This is a genomic window from Bacillus sp. AK031, from assembly GCF_053903065.1.
In genome coordinates, this window is sequence record NZ_CP096424.1 from 1381976 (window position 1) to 1401562 (window position 19587).

The following is a 19587-nucleotide window of genomic DNA, read 5'->3' on the forward strand; positions in this document are numbered from 1 at the left end:
ATTATAAAATGAAGAGTCAGTTATAATAGCACGATTAGAGGAGAAACCACTCCATTATAAAAGGAAAAGTCAGTTGTAATAGTACAATTAGAGGAGAAACACTACATTATAAAAGGAAGAGTCAGTTATAATAGTACGATTAGAGAAGAAACACCCCATTATAAAAGGAAAAGCCAGTTATAATAGCACGATTAAAGGAAAAAACACCCCATTCTAGTATGGAAAGACAAGGAAAGCAATGATGCTCGACTTCCTATGAGATTCTCGTGAGCCTAGTGCCAGTGTCCTGCTCTTACTCACTGAAACGGACTATTCACCTGAATAATGAACATCGAATACCCTCGGAATCATTGGGCAAACTACCCCCTCTTCAATAGCGGCAAGGTTTACAATATGAGTGTTTTTTTAAAGGCTTTTTTCTGATAAAATAAGGATATAAAGATTATTCGACAAAACCAAACTGGTCATATCGAATGAGGTCGAAATTAAGAGAAAACAAAAGGAAATGAGAGAAAATATTTAATTTTTGAGATTTTTTCAAAAAATAAGAGGATTTCTTATTGCTTTGTCGAAAATTTACTTTAGAATAAAATATAGACAGGATATGATTTATATCGGATTGAGGAGGAAAACTGTAGTGAATTCAATTAAAGTGTGTGTAGTAGATGATAATCGTGAATTAGTATCTTTACTGGAGGAATATATTTCATCGCAGAATGATATGGAGGTAGTGGGTGTTGCCCATAATGGACAAGAATGTCTAGAGATGCTTGACGAAGTAGAACCGGATGTCATTGTATTGGACATTATTATGCCTCACCTTGATGGACTGGCTGTCTTGGAACGTATCAGGGAACGCAATGTTATTCCGAATGTTATTATGTTAACAGCATTTGGCCAGGAAGATGTTACGAAAAAAGCTGTTGATCTCGGTGCATCTTATTTTATTCTTAAGCCATTCGATATGGAAAATTTGGTGAGTCATATCCGTCAAGTCAGTGGGAAATCAAATCCGATATTTAAGAAATCTTCTTCATCACGATCTGCTGCAGAATCCAAACCCAAAAATCTTGATGCGAGCATTACAAGCATCATTCATGAAATAGGAGTGCCCGCTCATATTAAAGGTTATCTTTACCTTCGTGAAGCTATTTCCATGGTGTATAAGGATATTGAACTATTGGGGTCAATCACTAAAGTCCTTTATCCGGATATCGCGAAAAAGTTCAATACCACGGCCAGCCGCGTTGAGCGCGCCATCCGCCATGCGATTGAAGTTGCTTGGAGCCGTGGAAACATCGACAGCATCTCAAGCCTGTTCGGATACACAGTAAGTATGACCAAAGCCAAACCGACAAACAGCGAGTTCATTGCAATGGTGGCCGATAAGCTGCGTCTGGAGCACAAAGCTTCTTGAAAGCGTGAGGATTAAAGAAGAACTTATACATTCATAATTGTGAAACCTGATAAATCACTTGGTTTATCAGGTTTTTATTTTGTAAAATAGAAGGTAAGACTAAAGTTTTTACTGTATAGAATGGAGTTGTTCTGTATGACTTTGATTTTTGCGCACCGCGGCTCAGCCGGCACTCATCCGGAGAATACGATGGAAGCTTTCCGCGAAGCTGAACGAGTGGGAGCAGATGGAATTGAACTCGATGTTCAGCTTACCAAAGACGGAGAAATAGTGGTCATTCATGATGAAACGGTTGACCGGACGACAAACGGAAAAGGTTTCATTAAAGATATGACGTTGAAAGAAGTCAAAAAGCTGGATGCCAGCTATAAATTTAAGAAGATTCTGCAAAAAGTGAGAATACCTGCATTAAGGGATGTTTTCGAGTGGATGCAGAAGAATGACATGATTTGCAATGTAGAGTTGAAAAATAGTGTGATACCGTATCCGCAGCTTGAAGAAAAGGTATTGGCCCTTATTGACGAATTCGGTTATCAGGACAGAATCGTACTATCCTCGTTCAATCATTATTCGATTGTCCATTGCCACCGGCTTAATCCCGAAGTTGAAATCGCTCCATTGTATTCATCGGGTCTTTTCATGCCGTGGATTTATGCTCAATCACTTCATGCAAAATCAATCCATCCTAATATAAAAGCTGCCCCGGATGCGATTATTATTGATGCAATGAAAGCCGGGGTTGCTGTCAGGCCATATACGATCAATAAGGAATCAGTGATGAAAAGACTTTTTGAAATACGGTGTACTGCCCTTATAACAGACTATCCTGAAAAAGCATTAAATCTTAGGGAATCTCTGGGGAAATAAAAAAATCTATCCTTTACTTGGATAGATTTTTATTTTTGTTCACCTTTTGTTTTTAAATCTGTCTTGTACCTTGTTTCTTTTTCGGTCTCGATGCAGAATGAAGCCTGCTATGAAGCCGAGTCCTCCAAGGAAAAACAAGAGTCCTGCTATAAATTGTAGCCAAAGGGCAAAAAAGGGCGGTTGGAGGATTCCAAATAACATATCTCTCATCAGCTTGATCCCCAGTGCGGCAAGTGCCCCTGGAATCAGCATGATTATTAGTGCGAGCAATCTTTGCATACATATTCTCCTCTAATCAGTCGTTCGACAATCATTATATCATAGAAGAAATTTGTCAACCAAAAGTTCTTACGCTACAATAGACTAGTATGAAATAAATTGCAGTCTCAATACCAAGAGGTGGAAAGAAGTTGCAAAAGGTTTTAGTAGTTGGCGGAGGTAAAGGCGGAATTGCAATATTGAAGATGTTGAAGGAAACTTCGGTATTGAAAGTGGCAGCAGTTTGTGACCTTGATGAAAACAGTCCGGGTATCCTTTTTGCTAAAGAAAGAGGGATAGCCCACGGAAGAGACTGGAGAAACTTTCTTGATGAGAAGATAGATATTGTTGTCGAAGTAACGGGTGACCAAAAAGTGTTCGAGGAACTAAGAGATTCAAGAGGGAAGAATACGGTCGTCATTCCAGGGAGCGTTGCTTACTTAGTTGCCAAACTGCTCGGAGAAAAGGAACACTTGATTGATGAAATGAAATATGAATTTTTCAAACGTGACCTGATCCTTAACTCCACCGATGATGGCATGGTGGGTATAGACACTGAGGGAACCATCATCTTATTCAACCGCAGTGCGGAGAAGATGATCGGTATTTCAAATGGAGATGCTGTTGGGAAACATATTTTTGAGATTATTCCTGAAAGCAAACTTCCTCGGGTGCTGGAATCCCAAAGGACGGAAACGAACAAAGAATTGATGCTCGATAATGGTTTGAAAATCATTACGAACCGAATTCCGATGATAACGGAAGGCCATCAAGTTATGGGAGCTTTCTCCGTTTTCAAGGATATAACTGAAGTGGTAAATCTTGCAGAGGAAATAACTAACCTCAAAGAAATCCAAACCATGCTGCAAGCCATCATCCAATCAAGTGATGATGCGATTTCCGTTGTCGATGAAGAGGGAAAAGGGTTATTGATTAACCCCGCCTATACAAGGATTACCGGCTTGACTGAGGAAGAAATTATTGGAAAGCCTGCCACAGCAGACATATCGGAAGGTGAAAGCATTCACTTAAAGGTACTGCAAAGCAGAAGGGCAATCCGGGGAAGTAAGATGAGGGTCGGCCCGAATAAAAAAGAGGTTATCGTAAATGTAGCTCCGATCATCGTTGATGGCAAACTCAAAGGAAGCGTTGGGGTCATTCATGATGTCTCTGAGATTCAGGCCTTAACAAATGAGCTGGACAGAGCGAGGCGCATTATCAGGACCTTGGAAGCCAAGTATACCTTTGATGATATCATTGGCATGTCAGAGGAAATGAAACTTGCAATTGAACAGGCTAAGCTTGGCGCAAAAACACCGGCAACCGTCCTTCTCAGGGGTGAGTCGGGTACAGGGAAAGAGTTGTTTGCCCATGCCATCCATAACGCAAGCGACAGGAAGTACAATAAGTTTATTCGTGTCAATTGTGCTGCCATATCGGAGAATTTACTGGAAAGTGAGCTTTTTGGGTATGAAGAGGGAGCTTTCTCCGGCGCAAAACGCGGTGGAAAGAAAGGCTTGTTTGAGGAAGCGAACAATGGCAGTATTTTTCTGGATGAAATCGGCGAACTGAAAGCGGATACCCAGGCAAAGCTATTGAGGGTGCTTCAAGAAAGCGAAATTGTCCGGGTAGGCGGAACAAAATCCGTCAGTATAAATGTAAGAGTTATCGCAGCGACCAACGTAAACCTGGAAAAAGCTATCGCAAATGGGACATTTCGTGAAGACCTATACTATCGTTTAAACAGAATGCCCATTCAAATTCCTCCTTTGCGGACAAGGAAGACAGATATCCCATTTCTATGTGAAGTGCTTATCCATAAGATCAATCAGGATTATGGCAGGAATGTCGAAGGGATAAAGCCTACTGTCATGGACAGGCTGATGAGTTATCACTGGCCCGGTAATGTAAGGGAACTTGAAAATATCCTTGGAAGGGCAATCATTTTTATGAATTATAATGAAACGATGATTGAGCTCAAACATCTGCCCTTTCTGGAAAAAGTACCGGAAAAAAATCAAGGGGTTCAGCTGTCCAATGATGGAAAGGGAAAAGATTTAGCTTCTATGTTGGAAGAATATGAAAAGAACATTATTAAAGAAGTTTTAGAGCATAATAAAGGCAACAAAACTGCTACAGCTAAAGCCCTTAATGTTTCGGTGCGAAATTTGTATTATAAGCTTGGAAAGTATAAAATTGAAACGAATGGCATGCAAAATCTTGCAGACTGAGAAAAAAAATGCACACTATTTTATTATTTAATAAAGCGTTTTCACGATTTTAGAGTTGGCACGTTTCTTGCATGTATACAAATGTGAGGCCTAGTATTAGGAAAGGGGTTGAAACAACTTATGAAACTAGACAATTTAATTGAACAAGCAACCCGCTGGAAAGATGCGACAGTTGCGGTAGCCGCGGCAGAAGATAAAGAAGTAATAGAAGCCGTTTCTATGGCAGTGGAGCGTGGTTTAGCCAACTTTTTGCTTTTTGGTGATGCTGGAAAGATAAATAATGTCATCGAAGCTGTTTCACCACAGCTGATGAACAGCTCTGCAGTATCGGTCTTGCATGCAGACAGTACTAAAGAAGCCGCAGAGTCAGCAGTTAAGGCAGTAAGGAATAATGAAGCGAACGCTCTTATGAAAGGGAATGTCGCTACTGCGGTCATTTTAAAAGCAGTGTTAAATAAAGAATTTGGTTTAAGGACAGGGAACGTATTGTCACATGTGGCAGTATTTGAAATTCCGGGATATGATCGCCTGACACTAGTAACGGATGCAGCGATGAATATTGCTCCAGACCTTGAACAAAAAGCCCAAATCATCAAAAATTCTGTTGGAGTAGCGCACGGAATCGGCTTGGATAACCCAAAGGTAGCGCCTATAGCTGCAGTGGAAGTCGTAAACCCGGCAATGCAGGCCACTATCGATGCAGCTGTGCTTACACAAATGAATAGAAGAGGCCAGATCAAAGGCTGTATTGTTGACGGTCCGCTGGCGCTTGATAACGCTGTATCAATGGAAGCGGCAGAACATAAAGGGATTTCAAGTGAAGCCGCAGGACAGGCTGACATCCTGCTTGTCCCGAATATAGAAACAGGTAATGCACTATATAAATCACTTATTTACTTTGCAAAGGCAAAGGTTGGGGCTGTCATTGCAGGAGCAAAGGCGCCAATTGTCCTTACATCCAGAGCGGACAGTGCAGAAAGCAAGCTGTATTCTCTTGCGTTAGCTATCTGTTCAGCTTCTAAATAAAAAACTTAAGATTCCAGGGAGGAACCAAAAATGAAGATCTTTACTTATATGGAAAAATATGATTATGAGCAATTATTATTCTGCCAGGATGAAAATTCAGGCTTGAAAGCAATCATCGGAATTCATGATACAACTTTAGGGCCAGCTCTAGGCGGCACACGCATGTGGACATATGACTCTGAAGAAGCTGCTATTGAAGATGCTTTGCGTCTTGCAAAAGGAATGACCTACAAAAATGCAGCAGCGGGCCTTAACCTTGGCGGAGGAAAAACGGTTATCATTGGAGATCCGCGCAAAGATAAGAACGAGGAAATGTTCCGTGCTTTCGGACGCTTCATTCAAGGACTTAATGGCCGCTACATAACTGCGGAAGACGTAGGAACAACAGTGGCTGATATGGACCTTATCCATGAGGAAACAGATTATGTTACTGGAATTTCTCCAGCATTCGGTTCTTCAGGAAATCCTTCTCCAGTAACAGCATACGGAGTGTACCGTGGAATGAAAGCTGCAGCGAAGGAAGCTTTCGGTACAGACTCTCTTGAAGGGAAAACAATTGCCGTACAAGGTGTAGGAAATGTAGCATTCACACTTTGCCGTCATTTGCATGAAGAAGGCGCCAACCTGATTGTTACAGATATCAACAAGGAAGCTGTTCAGCGTGCAGTCGAAGAATTTGGTGCAAAAGCAGTAGATATCAATGACATCTACAGTGTTGACTGTGATATCTTTGCTCCTTGTGCTCTTGGTGCGGTAATCAATGATGAAACCATCCCGCAAATCAAAGCGAAAGTGATTGCAGGTGCTGCAAACAACCAGCTTAAAGATACAGCGCATGGTGATACGATCCATGAGATGGGTATTGTTTATGCTCCGGATTATGTAATTAATGCAGGCGGAGTTATTAACGTTGCTGATGAGCTTTACGGATATAACCGTGAGCGTGCAATGAAAAAGGTTGAACAGGTTTATAATAATGTAGAGCGTGTGCTTGAGATTGCTAAACGTGACGGAATCCCAACATACCTTGCAGCTGACCGCATGGCTGAAGAAAGAATTGAAAGAAATCGCAAATCACGCAGCCAGTTCTTACAAAACGGAAAGCATATCCTGAGCTACCGCTAAGCTGCTGAATAGAGACGCTTGGCTTCCTTGAGGCGAAGCGTCTCTCAATTTTGGATATAAAGAACAAGGGGTACAGAGACCTAGAAAAGGGGACCACTAAAGAAAAGCAATGCTTTTCTAAATTGGAGGTAACAACATTGGAAGCAAAAGAACATCGAATTCTAGTCATCAATCCTGGTTCTACATCTACGAAGATTGGTGTATTTGATAACGACATATCGATTTTTGAAAAGACGCTGAGACATGATTCCGACAAGATAAACGAATTTGAAAGCATCATCGATCAGTATCAGTTCAGAAAAGAGACAATTTTGGAAACGCTGGATGAAGAAGGCATCAACATTTCAAAGTTAAGTGCTGTTTGCGGACGAGGAGGACTTTTAAAGCCGATAGAAGGCGGAACCTACTCCGTTAACGAAGAAATGCTGCAAGACCTGCGTGAGGGGTATTCTGGACAACATGCCTCAAACCTTGGAGGAATTCTCGCCTATGAAATAGCAACTGGCCTGAATATTCCATCCTATATTGTAGATCCAGTAGTAGTGGACGAGCTTGCTCCGATCGCAAGGATTTCTGGTGTTTCACTAATTGAGAGGAAGAGTATTTTCCATGCTCTTAACCAAAAGGCAGTGGCCAGAAGAGTAGCGAAAGATCTAAACAAGAAGTACGAAGACCTGAACCTCATCATCACACATATGGGCGGCGGTATTACTGTTGGAGCACATAAAAATGGAAAAGTTATCGATGTAAACAATGGTTTGCATGGTGATGGTCCATTTAGTCCGGAACGTGCAGGGACTGTCCCTGCGGGAGATCTTGTGGATATGTGTTTCTCCGGCAATTTCTACCGTGATGAGATTATGAAAAAACTCGTTGGCCAAGGCGGACTGGTGGGCTATCTTGGAACAAATGATGCCGTTAAAGTAGAACAGCTGATTGAAAAAGGCGATGAAAAGGCAAAGCTGGTTTATGATGCTATGGCCTATCAAATCGCAAAAGAAATTGGTTCTGCAAGCGCGGTCCTTCAAGGCAAGGTGGATGCCATCGTCTTGACCGGCGGGTTGGCTTACGGCAAAGAGTTTGTTAAGCAAATCAGCGAAAAAATAAATTGGATAGCAGATGTCATTGTACATGCAGGGGAAAATGAACTACAGGCACTGGCAGAAGGTGCACTTCGCGTGTTAAAAGGCGAAGAGCAAGAGAAGAACTATCCCGGCAATGTAAAGAAAGAAGCGACAGTTTAAGATACAGAAGGAGGAATACCATTGGCTCAAGAATATGATTTGGTCATACTTGGGGGCGGAACAGGCGGTTATGTCGCTGCCATTCGCGCTTCACAATTAGGACTTAAAACAGCAATTGTTGAAAAAGGGAAACTGGGCGGTACTTGCCTGCACAAAGGCTGTATCCCTAGTAAAGCATTGCTACGCAGTGCAGAAGTATTTGCTACGGCCAAAGAGGCCGACACTTTTGGGGTCATGATCAATGATGTTAAGTTGGACTTTAACCGGGTACAGGAAAGAAAAGAGAAAATCGTCGAAGGACTTCATAAAGGTGTTCAGCACTTAATGAAGCAAGGTAAAATCGATGTGTATGAAGGATTAGGAAGAATCCTTGGGCCTTCCATCTTCTCCCCTATGCCTGGAACAATCTCTGTTGAAATGAATAACGGGGAAGAAAATGAAATGTTAATCCCTAAGAATGTAATCGTGGCTACTGGTTCACGTCCTCGAACACTTCCTGGGCTTGATATCGACGGGAAGTTCGTCCTTTCTTCCGATGAAGCATTGGAACTTGAAAATCTTCCGAAATCAATCATCATTGTCGGCGGCGGTGTCATTGGAATCGAGTGGGCTTCCATGCTCTCCGATTTCGGAGTGGAAGTTACCGTTATAGAGTATGCGGATAGAATCGTTCCTACAGAAGATCATGAAATCTCCAAAGAAATGCAGCGTTTGATGAAGAAAAAAGGCGTAAAAATCGTGACAGGTGCAAAGGTACTTCCTGAAACGATCGAAAAAGAAGGCGGCGTGAAAATCAAGGCTGAAATCAAAGGAGACCAAAAAGAGTTCTCTGCTTACCAGCTTCTTGTTTCCGTTGGGCGCCAGGCTAATGTTGAAGGCATCGGCCTTGAGAACACCGACATTGTTGTAGAAAAAGGATTCATCAAAGTGAATAAACATATGCAGACAAAAGAGTCTCATATCTATGCAATCGGTGATGTCATCGGCGGCCTTCAACTGGCTCATGTTGCGTCCCATGAAGGAATTTCCGCTGTTGAGCATATGGCCAATGAAAATCCTGAACCAATCGATTACAGCCTTGTATCAAAATGTATCTACAGCAACCCTGAAATTGCAAGTGTCGGGTTGACTGAAAATGAAGCGAAAGAAGCAGGACACAATCTGAAAGTCGGCAAGTTTTCTTTCCGTGCCATTGGTAAAGCGCTTGTTTATGGAGAATCTGATGGCTTCGTGAAAATTGTTGCCGATAAAGATACAAATGATATCCTTGGTGTTCATATGATTGGTCCGCACGTGACTGATATGATTTCAGAAGCTGGGCTGGCCCGTGTACTTGATGCTACGCCATGGGAGGTCGCACATACAATCCACCCTCACCCATCATTGAGTGAAGCGATTGGTGAAGCGGCATTGGCAGTTGACGGAAAAGCAATTCATTCTTAATGTTTGCTGGTTTACTCCATATTCAATATGAATGTGATGCACATAAAGGAGAGGAGGGCCTCTAAGGTTCTCCCCCTATAAATGTTTGGGAGGTAAAAATAAATGGCTGAAAATCGTCATGAAGCTCTTGGTTTATCCAACGATAAAGTATTAGAAATGTATGAAACAATGTTGATGGCACGTCGCATCGACGAACGTATGTGGCTGTTGAACCGTTCTGGTAAGATTCCTTTCGTTATCTCCTGTCAAGGTCAGGAAGCTGCACAAATCGGTGCTGCCTTCGCCCTTGATACTGAGAAGGACTACGTATTGCCATACTACCGCGACATGGGTGTTGTATTGACATTCGGAATGACGGCAAAAGACTTAATGCTTTCAGGTTTTGCAAAAGAGGAAGACCCTAACTCAGGCGGACGCCAAATGCCTGGCCACTTCGGGCAAAAGAAAAACAACATCGTAACAGGTTCATCTCCGGTAACAACGCAAGTACCGCATGCTGTTGGTATCGCACTTGCAGGGAAAATGGAGAAGAAGGATCTTGTTACATTTGTAACGTTTGGTGAAGGATCATCCAACCAGGGTGACTTCCATGAAGGCGCTAACTTTGCGGGAGTACATAAGCTTCCAGTTATCTTCATGTGTGAAAATAATAAATATGCGATTTCTGTTCCAATCGAAAAACAATTGGCTTGTGAAAATGTTTCTGACCGTGCAATCGGATACGGTATGCCAGGTGTGACGGTAGATGGAAACGATCCGCTGGAAGTTTACAAAGCGGTTAAGGAAGCAGCTGACCGCGGACGGAGAGGCGAAGGCCCTACATTAGTAGAAACAATTTCTTACCGCCTGACTCCTCACTCCTCTGATGATGATGACCGCAGCTACCGTTCTCCTGATGAAGTAGCTAAAGCTAAAACGAAAGATCCGATCATCACTTTCGGTGCTTACTTGAAAGAAACAGGCGTGATGAATGATGAACTTGAAAAAGAAATCAACGACCGCATAATGAAAATAGTAAACGAAGCAACTGATTATGCTGAAAATGCAGCATATGCAGAGCCTGAAAGTGCGCTTAAATACGTCTACGCAGAAGAGAAGTAAGGGGGAATAATTCATGGCAGTAATTTCTTATATTGATGCAGTAACAATGGCTATCCGTGAAGAAATGGAAAGAGACGAAAAAGTTTTTGTTCTTGGAGAAGACGTCGGTAAAAAAGGTGGAGTTTTCGGAGCAACCCGAGGCCTTTATGATCAATTTGGCGAGGATCGTGTTTTAGATACACCACTAGCAGAGTCTGCTATCGCAGGTGTTGGAATTGGGGCTGCTATGTACGGTATGCGCCCGATTGCTGAAATGCAGTTTGCTGACTTCATCATGCCTGCAGTTAACCAGATTATTTCTGAAGCTGCGCGTATCCGTTATCGTTCCAATAACGATTGGAGCTGTCCAATGGTTATCCGTGCTCCTTATGGCGGCGGTGTACATGGTGCACTTTACCACTCTCAATCCGTTGAGGCGGTATTTGCTAACCAGCCTGGATTGAAAATCGTAATGCCTTCTACACCTTATGATGTAAAAGGTTTATTGAAAGCGGCTATCCGTGATAAAGATCCGGTTATGTTCTTCGAGCACAAGCGTGCATATCGTTTGATCAAAGGTGAAGTTCCTGACGATGATTATGTACTTCCAATCGGGAAAGCTGACGTAAAACGTGAAGGTGAAGACTTGACTGTCATCACTTACGGACTGTGTGTCCACTTTGCACAGCAAGCTGCTGAAAGACTTGCTGAAGATGGAATTGAAGCGGAAATCCTTGACCTTAGAACCATTTATCCATTGGATAAAGAAGCTATCATCGAAGCAGCTTCAAAAACGGGTAAGGTTCTTCTTCTTACCGAAGACAACAAAGAAGGAAGCATCATGGGTGAAGTAGCAGCGATCATTTCTGAAAACTGCTTATTTGATCTTGATGCACCGATTATGCGCCTTGCGGGTCCAGATGTACCGGCAATGCCATACTCACCAACAATGGAGAAGTACTTCATGGTGAACCCGGATAAAGTAGAAAAAGCAATGCGTGAACTAGCAGAATTTTAATACAAACTAATAAAAACAAAATGCAGTAAGGAGGGCTCCTCTTTGGGTATTGAAAAAATGAAGATGCCTCAGCTTGGGGAAAGTGTTACAGAAGGTACGATCAGTAAATGGCTGGTGGGTCCTGGAGACCAAGTCAATAAATATGATCCTATCGCTGAAGTGAACACAGATAAAGTTAATGCAGAAGTTCCATCCTCTTTTACAGGGACAATTAAAGAATTGATTGCAGATGAAGGCGACACTTTAGAAGTTGGGGAATTCATCTGCTCAATTGAAGTAGAAGGCGCCGGTTCTGCCGACGAAGAAGCACCTGCGGCGGAAGAGCCTGTGAGCGATGATTCTGCAGCTAAAGAAGAAAAGCAGGAAACGAAGAAACCAGCTAAAAAAGCAGAAAAAGGACAAGGGAAAGTCCGTTTCTCTCCAGCTGTTCTGAGATTGTCTCAAGAACATGATATTGATCTTGATCAAGTAGAAGGTACAGGAAGAGACGGCAGAATCACACGTAAAGATCTGCAAAAGCTGATTGATTCTGGTAACATTCCAAAAGCAGGCGATGCAAAAGCAGCAGCACCTGCGAAGGAAGAGCCTAAGCAAGCGCCTGTTAAAGAGGCACCAGCGGCAGCAGCTCCGTCAAAACCTGCAGCGCCGGCACCAAATGTGCCAGTTATGCCTGGTGATGTAGAAATCCCTGTAACCGGAGTCAGAAAAGCAATTGCTGCAAACATGCTTCGCAGTAAGCATGAGGCTCCGCATGCTTGGACAATGATGGAAATCGATGCAACAAATCTTGTTGGTTTCCGTAACACAATCAAAGGTGAATTCAAACAACGTGAAGGTTACAACCTTACATTCTTTGCTTTCTTCGTGAAAGCTGTAGCTCAGGCGCTTAAAGAATTCCCAATGATCAATTCCATGTGGGCAGGAGACAAAATCATCCAGAAGAAAGACATCAATATCTCTATCGCTGTTGCGACAGACGATGCACTTTTCGTGCCAGTCATCAAAAATGCTGACGAGAAGACAATCAAGGGTATTGCTCGCGAAATCACAGAACTTGCAGGCAAAGTACGCAGCGGCAAGCTGAAATCAGAAGATATGCAAGGTGGAACATTCACAGTCAATAACACTGGCTCATTCGGTTCTGTTCAATCAATGGGTATCATCAATTACCCTCAAGCAGCAATCCTTCAGGTTGAGTCAATCGTGAAACGCCCAGTCGTTATGGACAACGGCATGATTGCGGTAAGAGACATGGTAAACCTTTGTATGTCACTTGACCACCGTGTATTGGACGGCCTTGTATGTGGACGTTTCCTACAGCGTGTAAAAGAAATCATCGAAAACATTTCAAAAGAAAATACTTCTATCTATTAAGAAGAGACCAATAAGAAGTATCAATATTAAGTAACCAAGCCGGTTTGCAAACAGCAAACCGGTTTTTTTATCCTTTGGCTCTGTTAGTTGATGATGTTGTTATTTGGGATTAATTGAGGAACACCTTATTCAATAAAAATAATCTGCATCGGTTCAAAAGCTAGTTTTTCTATTAGTGAATGGGTGTTCTGGATTCTTTTATTGAAGTAGTCAAGCTTCTTGGTATTTGACCTCAATGTTTCAGTGAAATATAGAACAACGGTAGATTGGAGCGGAAGGTGTGCGACCTCCTGCGGGATTAGCGGGACAGGTGAGACCAAGGTTACGTACCCACCGGAACGTAACCCCGCAGGCGAATCCAGCTCCAGCGGCCAGCACCTAGCGGATTTCGGTCTCCTTCCTTGCGATAAGTCATCATCAACTCACTTTGTTCGTTGTGATTCCTTTATCTCATGAAGGAGCCCTCCAATCCGTACGGTGCTGAACGGCCGCTTCCGCTTTTTATGAAGCTGAGGAGGCTCACCGCCCGCCCCGCGGAGTCGCACACCTGGAGCGGAAATCCGTTAACACCATCTAAATAGGTTCTTAAAACATCATCACTCTTTAACAAAGTCAATCCTTTAAAGCACTAAAAGGGACTGTCCCTCTTAGTGCTTTAAAGGGGTAAAGTGCAGGTTTCAAAGTTTTTACTGCTTTCATTGAAGTAAGTTGGATTTTTTTATATACTGAAATAGCATTAGTATAAAAATTTTGAATAGTCTACAGGTTTTTATGAAACCGATTACAGCAATCGGGAGGGGGAAGCGTTAAGCGCACTTATGGATGTCAATAAAATGAAAAATGCTTCATTTCAAAAAGTGAATATTGAAGATTGGAAGGCAAAGGCCGAGGAATCTTTAAAAGGGAAACCATTGGAAAAATTATATAAAGAAACATACGAAGGAATTACCTTAAAGCCTTTATATACAAAAGAAGATTTAGAATCAGAATGGATGCAAAACCGTGATTCCAGCCGTACAGGATGGAAGGTGGCGCAAAGAATCAGTTCTGGCCAACCAGACCGTCTGCCGGATTTGCTTCAAAAAGCATTAGATAGAGGACAGGATACCGTTTCCTTTTCTGAAGGGAATGGTAATTTAAGCACCGAAGTTCTTGAAAAGTTATTTACTATTGCCATAAAAGAAGAAAAGCCGCTGTTCCATCTAACTTCCGTCACTTCTCAAGGTTTCAGCTCAATCAAAGATGGATTCTCTGAATTAAAAGGAGTATTCAGTGCTGACCCAATCAACCTGGTGCTTGAAGATGATACTCCGGAACAATTGCAAACGTGGTTAAAGGCCATTACAAATTTGAAAGAGAGTTCTCCAGGTGTAAAAACCGTCCTGGTCGATACTTCATTCCTTAATGAAAGCGGTGCGAATGCTGTACAGGAATTAGCCTATGCCGTTGGGGCAGGGGTCACTTACATAGAGGTGCTAAAGAATGAAGGCTGGAGCGCAGAGGAAGCGGCAGGCAAGATAGTCTTCAATTTTTCCGCCGGAAGCAGCTTCTTTATGGAAATTGCAAAATTGCGTGCATTCCGGACACTTTGGAAGACAATTCTACAGGCGTATGAAGTGAAAGAAACGAAGGCGGTCATCAGCTCGGAAACGTCTGCTTTTACGAAATCCAAGCTGGACTCTTATGTAAACATGCTGCGGGCAGGCAATGAAGCCTTTTCAGCAGTACTTGGCGGAGCTGACTATATACACGTCTCACCATTTGATGAGGTATCCGGCACAACTTCTGCATTTTCCGAGAGGATTGCCCGCAATACCCAGTTAATACTAAGCCAGGAATCTCATCTTAATAAAGTCAGTGATCCTGCTGGTGGATCTTACTATATTGAATCATTGACGAACCAACTGGCAGAGCGGGCTTGGAAAAAGTTCCAGGAAATCGATGGAAATGGTGGTTTGATTAGGGCGTTGAAGGCCGGTTTCCTACAAGAAGAAATCGAGGATGTCTTTACAAAAAGACTCAAAGATACTTCTACAAGGAAACAGAGCTTAATAGGAACAAATGTATATGCAAATCTTGAGGATGCTATTGCTGTAGAAGAAATACTGAATCAAAGTGAAGGAGTGCCAGGCTTACATGCTAAACGCTTATCCGGTAACTTTGAAAGTCTTCGCAGCCGTGCTCAACGGTTACAGGATAAACCGGTTGCAGGCCTGATTCTGCTCGGGAAAATTAAGAGCCACAAAGCAAGAGCCGACTTTGTGACAGGCTTCCTTGCTGCTGGCGGTATAGGTGTTCTGCCAAGCAAAGAGTGTCTGGCTATTGAAGATGCCGTACAATTTGTTTCCGATTCATCCGCTGATTACTTCGTTATTTGCGGCAGAGATGAAGAGTATCACGCAATGGCCGGAGAAATTATCGGGTCGATAAATTCAACAAATAAAAACTTGTTGATCGATTTAGCGGGCAAACTTAACGACACAGATATGAAAAAATTAACCGATGCCGGTTTGAACGGTAGTATCTATTTTGGACAGCAAATGATAGAAAAACTGGATGCTTTGTTAAACAGATGGGAGGGGATTTCAAATGGGAAGTAAGCCGGATTTCCAAAATATCGATTTAGAACTAAAAAACAATAGGGCTGATAACCCGGAGCCATCTTCCTTCGTAACAAATGAAAAGATCTCAGTGAAATCCTTTTATGACGAAGAAGATACGAGAAATATCACTCATGGAGAAGACATGCCTGGAATCGCCCCTTATACAAGAGGCCCTTATCCTACCATGTATGTGAACAGGCCATGGACGGTCCGACAGTATGCAGGTTTTTCAACTGCGGAAGAGAGTAATGCTTTCTACCGCCGGAATCTTGCCATGGGACAGAAAGGATTGTCCGTTGCCTTTGACCTTGCAACACACCGGGGATATGACTCTGACCATCCACGGGTCGTCGGGGATGTCGGTAAAGCGGGTGTAGCCATTGATTCGATCCTTGATATGAAGGTGTTATTTGATGGGATTCCACTCGATCAGATGTCTGTATCGATGACAATGAATGGAGCTGTCCTGCCGATTCTGGCATTCTATATTGTGACCGCCGAGGAACAGGGAGTATCTGCTGAAAAGCTATCCGGTACAATCCAAAATGATATTTTAAAAGAATACATGGTACGTAACACGTATATTTATCCCCCTGAAATGTCGATGAAAATTATCGCTGATATTTTTGAATATACGTCAAAAAACATGCCGAAATTCAACAGTATCAGTATCTCCGGTTATCATATGCAGGAGGCGGGGGCGCCTGCAGATATTGAACTGGCTTATACTCTGTCAGATGGGTTGGAGTATGTACGTACCGGTTTGAAAGCAGGAATCCCTATTGATAAATTTGCCCCCAGGCTTTCTTTCTTCTGGGGAATCGGGATGAACTATTTTATGGAAGTGGCCAAAATGAGAGCGGCCAGAAGGATTTGGGCGAGCATGATGCAAACCTTTGAACCGCAGAACCCTAAATCAATGGCACTCCGGACACATTCGCAAACTTCAGGATGGAGCTTGACTGAGCAGGATCCCTATAACAATGTTATCAGGACGCTTATTGAAGCTCATGCTGCAGCTATGGGGCATACACAGTCACTTCATACCAATGCCCTTGATGAAGCGATAGCGCTGCCAACAGACTTTTCTGCAAGGATTGCCCGAAATACGCAATTATACTTGCAGGAAGAGACCGGTATAACAGATGTCATAGATCCTTGGGCAGGTTCCTGCTATGTTGAAAGCTTAACAGAGCAGCTGATGGAACGTGCTTGGGAGCATATTGAAGAAATTGAAGAGCTTGGCGGCATGACACAGGCAATTGAAACAGGCCTGCCGAAAATGCGTATCGAGGAAGCGGCTGCAGAAAGGCAAGCTAAGATTGATTCTGGAAAAGAAGTGATCATTGGCGTAAACAAATATCGTCTTGATAAAGAAGATGAATTGGATGTGCTCGATATTGATAATACCGAGGTTCGGCGCAAACAGCTGGAGCGATTGGATAGATTACGGGCAGAGCGAAATGATTCACGGGTTAAAGCTGCTCTTGAAGATTTGGAAAAAGCAGCTCAAACAGGGGAAGGAAACCTCTTGGAATTTGCCGTTGCTGCTGCCAGGGAGCGTGCTTCTCTTGGTGAAATATCCGATGCAATCGAACGTGCTTCGGGACGCCATAAAGCTGTTATCCGTTCAATCAGCGGGGTATACAGCTCCAACTTCTCAAACGAGGAAGAAATCACAAGAGTGAAAACAATGGCTGAAGAATTTAATGAGAATGAAGGACGCCGCCCTCGAATCATGATTGCAAAGATGGGGCAAGATGGCCATGACCGCGGTGCCAAAGTCATCTCAACAGCCTTTGCGGATTTGGGCTTTGATGTTGATATCGGACCTCTGTTCCAAACGCCTGAAGAGACGGCTCTTCAAGCTGTTGAGAATGATGTCCATGTGATTGGTGTCAGTTCTCTGGCTGCCGGACATAAAACGCTTCTGCCGGCATTGGTGAAAGAACTGGAAAAGCTGGGAAGGGAAGATATTCTCATTGTGATTGGCGGGGTCATTCCTCCAAAAGATTACCCGTTCTTATTAAACAACGGTGCAGCCGCCATTTTTGGCCCGGGAACTGTCATTCCAGTAGCAGCGCAAAAGGTCATTGAAGAAATATACCGCCGCCTTGGCTATGAGGAAGTGACAGAATAAATGTCTGAATCCTTCAAGGGAAAGCCGGTTAAAAGATTCAAAAAAACATCCCGTCCGCCTCAGTCCATTGAGGAGATTATTGAGGGAGTCAAGTCAGGAAACAGGCGGGACCTCGCCAGGGCTATTACCCTGATAGAAAGCAATTCACAGGGGCACTTTAAAAGGGGTCAGGAGCTTCTCAAAGAACTGGCCCCTTATACCGGGAACAGCATCCGCATCGGTATTACCGGTGTGCCGGGAGCAGGGAAAAGTACCTTTATCGAAACGTTCGGTGAAATGCTCTGTCAGCTAGGATACAAAGTAGCTGTACTGGCAGTAGACCCTAGTTCCACTGTTACAGGGGGAAGCATTCTTGGTGATAAAACAAGAATGGAAAATCTTTCACGCAACCAGAATGCATTTGTACGTCCTTCGCCTTCAGGCGGCGTGCTTGGCGGTGTACATCGGAAAACAAGGGAAACGATGCTTCTATGTGAAGCTGCTGGCTATGATGTCATTCTTGTTGAAACGGTCGGTGTCGGGCAGAGTGAAGTCATCGTCAGGGGCATGGTCGACTTCTTCATGCTTCTCGTGATTACCGGGGCAGGAGACGAACTTCAGGGGATGAAAAAAGGAATTATGGAACTTGCTGATCTGATTGTCGTTAATAAGGCAGATGGATCCAATAAACCTGCTGCGGAGAAGACGAGAAGAGAGTACAAAGGAATCCTTCACTTCCTTCAGCCGGCTACAAAAGGGTGGGATACCACGGCCATGACCTGTTCGTCTTTGCATAATGAAGGAATTAATGAAATATGGGGCGCCATCACTGAGTTTGAAGGGAAGACGAAAGAAAGTGGGACTTTCTCAGAAAGAAGGAAATCACAGACAAAAGAATGGCTTCACTCTATGATTTCCGACAGAGTTCTTTCCAGTTTCTATCATCACCCTCAAGTAAAAAACAGTTTTAAGCATATCGAAGCCGAAGTGATTTCTGGAAATAAAACCGCTTCACAGGCAGTTGAAAAATTGATGGACCTATACAAGGGATAATTTTTATAGATGTAGGCTATAAAAGCAGTTCATCGCCGGACCTTGGCTGTTGAACTGCTTTTTCTTTTATTAGTGAGTTAACGTGGGATTGTGGGGCTTTTGAAGGATTATGTCCTGCCGGGGGGAGCAAAAAACACTGACCTTTATAAAGAGCCACTATTTTACGAATATAATCGAAAATTTAAATTAGTTTGATAAGGTGAAACTTTCCTGCTCAATGAATCGTATTTATAAAGAGGAAAATGGATGAAAGGATCCAAGGGGGCAGCAATTGATGGAGTTAGTTTATGTTCTGGATAAGGGCTTTCAGCAATATGAGGAAGCCTATCACTACCCTTCAGAGGCAATTTCACAAGATGAGGTCTATGCTCGGCAGCTTTGCGAGTATTTTGTGAAAGAAGGAAAGCAGTTTAAGCTTTTGTCTAATGAAATGGAGGATGGCACCGAAATTCTGGTGGTGAAGGAGGACGGCATACCGGATACTTTTCGTGATGAAGTGACCTATTCAGGAGACGAAATTTATATTGAGTTTCGGAAATACCAGCGTCTGGGGGGCATGCCTCTGTTATCTTCCTTGAAAGCAGGCACTCACTGGGAGGTTATCAGGTTTTTATTAAAAGATGTGGTGGATATTCCGGGAGTAGGCTTGCGCGTTCGTGACTCTGCTGAAATTGATGAAGATCGAAAAGTGTACGTTATATATGTAAAAGAGGAATAAGCAAGAAAGAG

At 43.1% G+C, this 19587-nt stretch carries 15 protein-coding genes; 14 read left to right on the plus strand and 1 reads right to left on the minus strand.

Features of this window, described 5'->3' with window-relative positions; translation table 11 throughout:
- Positions 1–637: 637 nt before the first annotated feature.
- Together spo0A and M1E09_RS06875 are read left to right on the plus strand one after the other, a co-directional pair.
- Positions 638–1417, plus strand: coding sequence for a sporulation transcription factor Spo0A (gene spo0A / locus M1E09_RS06870; RefSeq protein WP_456274099.1), 780 nt, complete (start codon positions 638–640; stop codon positions 1415–1417).
- Positions 1418–1552: 135 nt separating this feature from the next.
- Positions 1553–2284 carry a glycerophosphodiester phosphodiesterase gene (locus tag M1E09_RS06875; RefSeq protein WP_456274100.1) on the plus strand — a complete coding sequence of 244 codons (732 nt, stop codon included), beginning with the start codon at positions 1553–1555 and terminating at the stop codon, positions 2282–2284.
- Positions 2285–2323: 39 nt separating this feature from the next.
- On the opposite strand, the gene M1E09_RS06880 is transcribed toward M1E09_RS06875, so the two are convergent.
- Positions 2324–2563, minus strand: a complete 240-nt coding sequence (locus M1E09_RS06880; protein ID WP_456274101.1) for a DUF2627 domain-containing protein — start codon at positions 2561–2563, stop codon at positions 2324–2326.
- Positions 2564–2694: 131 nt separating this feature from the next.
- Here M1E09_RS06880 and M1E09_RS06885 point away from each other — a divergent pair, with 131 nt between their 5' ends.
- From M1E09_RS06885 to M1E09_RS06940, 12 genes are all read left to right on the plus strand, one after another.
- Positions 2695–4773, plus strand: coding sequence for a sigma 54-interacting transcriptional regulator (locus tag M1E09_RS06885; RefSeq protein ID WP_456274102.1), 2079 nt, complete (start codon positions 2695–2697; stop codon positions 4771–4773).
- Positions 4774–4893: 120 nt separating this feature from the next.
- Positions 4894–5799, plus strand: a complete 906-nt coding sequence (gene yqiS, locus M1E09_RS06890) for a phosphate butyryltransferase (protein WP_456274103.1) — start codon at positions 4894–4896, stop codon at positions 5797–5799.
- Between the two features lie 30 nt (positions 5800–5829).
- On the plus strand, positions 5830–6924 hold the full coding sequence (gene bcd / locus M1E09_RS06895; protein ID WP_456274104.1) for a branched-chain amino acid dehydrogenase: 1095 nt from the start codon (positions 5830–5832) through the stop codon (positions 6922–6924).
- A gap of 137 nt (positions 6925–7061) precedes the next feature.
- Positions 7062–8168, plus strand: coding sequence for a butyrate kinase (gene buk / locus M1E09_RS06900; RefSeq protein WP_456274105.1), 1107 nt, complete (start codon positions 7062–7064; stop codon positions 8166–8168).
- A gap of 21 nt (positions 8169–8189) precedes the next feature.
- Complete coding sequence (lpdA, locus tag M1E09_RS06905) at positions 8190–9611, plus strand: dihydrolipoyl dehydrogenase (RefSeq protein ID WP_456274106.1); 1422 nt, start codon at positions 8190–8192, stop codon at positions 9609–9611.
- A 102-nt stretch (positions 9612–9713) separates the two neighbouring features.
- Positions 9714–10712 carry a thiamine pyrophosphate-dependent dehydrogenase E1 component subunit alpha gene (locus tag M1E09_RS06910; protein ID WP_456274107.1) on the plus strand — a complete coding sequence of 333 codons (999 nt, stop codon included), beginning with the start codon at positions 9714–9716 and terminating at the stop codon, positions 10710–10712.
- Positions 10713–10725: 13 nt separating this feature from the next.
- The gene (locus tag M1E09_RS06915; protein WP_456274108.1) at positions 10726–11709 is read left to right on the plus strand and encodes an alpha-ketoacid dehydrogenase subunit beta; all 984 of its coding nucleotides are present in this window, start codon (positions 10726–10728) and stop codon (positions 11707–11709) included.
- A gap of 42 nt (positions 11710–11751) precedes the next feature.
- Positions 11752–13083 carry a dihydrolipoamide acetyltransferase family protein gene (locus M1E09_RS06920; protein ID WP_456274109.1) on the plus strand — a complete coding sequence of 444 codons (1332 nt, stop codon included), beginning with the start codon at positions 11752–11754 and terminating at the stop codon, positions 13081–13083.
- A gap of 833 nt (positions 13084–13916) precedes the next feature.
- On the plus strand, positions 13917–15683 hold the full coding sequence (locus M1E09_RS06925; protein ID WP_456274110.1) for a methylmalonyl-CoA mutase subunit beta: 1767 nt from the start codon (positions 13917–13919) through the stop codon (positions 15681–15683).
- A complete protein-coding gene (gene scpA / locus M1E09_RS06930; RefSeq protein WP_456274111.1) occupies positions 15673–17826 on the plus strand; it encodes a methylmalonyl-CoA mutase in 2154 nt (717 codons plus the stop codon). The genes M1E09_RS06925 and scpA overlap by 11 nt, the downstream gene beginning before the upstream one ends.
- On the plus strand, positions 17827–18858 hold the full coding sequence (gene meaB, locus M1E09_RS06935) for a methylmalonyl Co-A mutase-associated GTPase MeaB (protein WP_456274112.1): 1032 nt from the start codon (positions 17827–17829) through the stop codon (positions 18856–18858).
- Between the two features lie 274 nt (positions 18859–19132).
- The gene (locus M1E09_RS06940) at positions 19133–19576 is read left to right on the plus strand and encodes an RNA helicase (protein WP_456274113.1); all 444 of its coding nucleotides are present in this window, start codon (positions 19133–19135) and stop codon (positions 19574–19576) included.
- Positions 19577–19587: the final 11 nt, after the last annotated feature.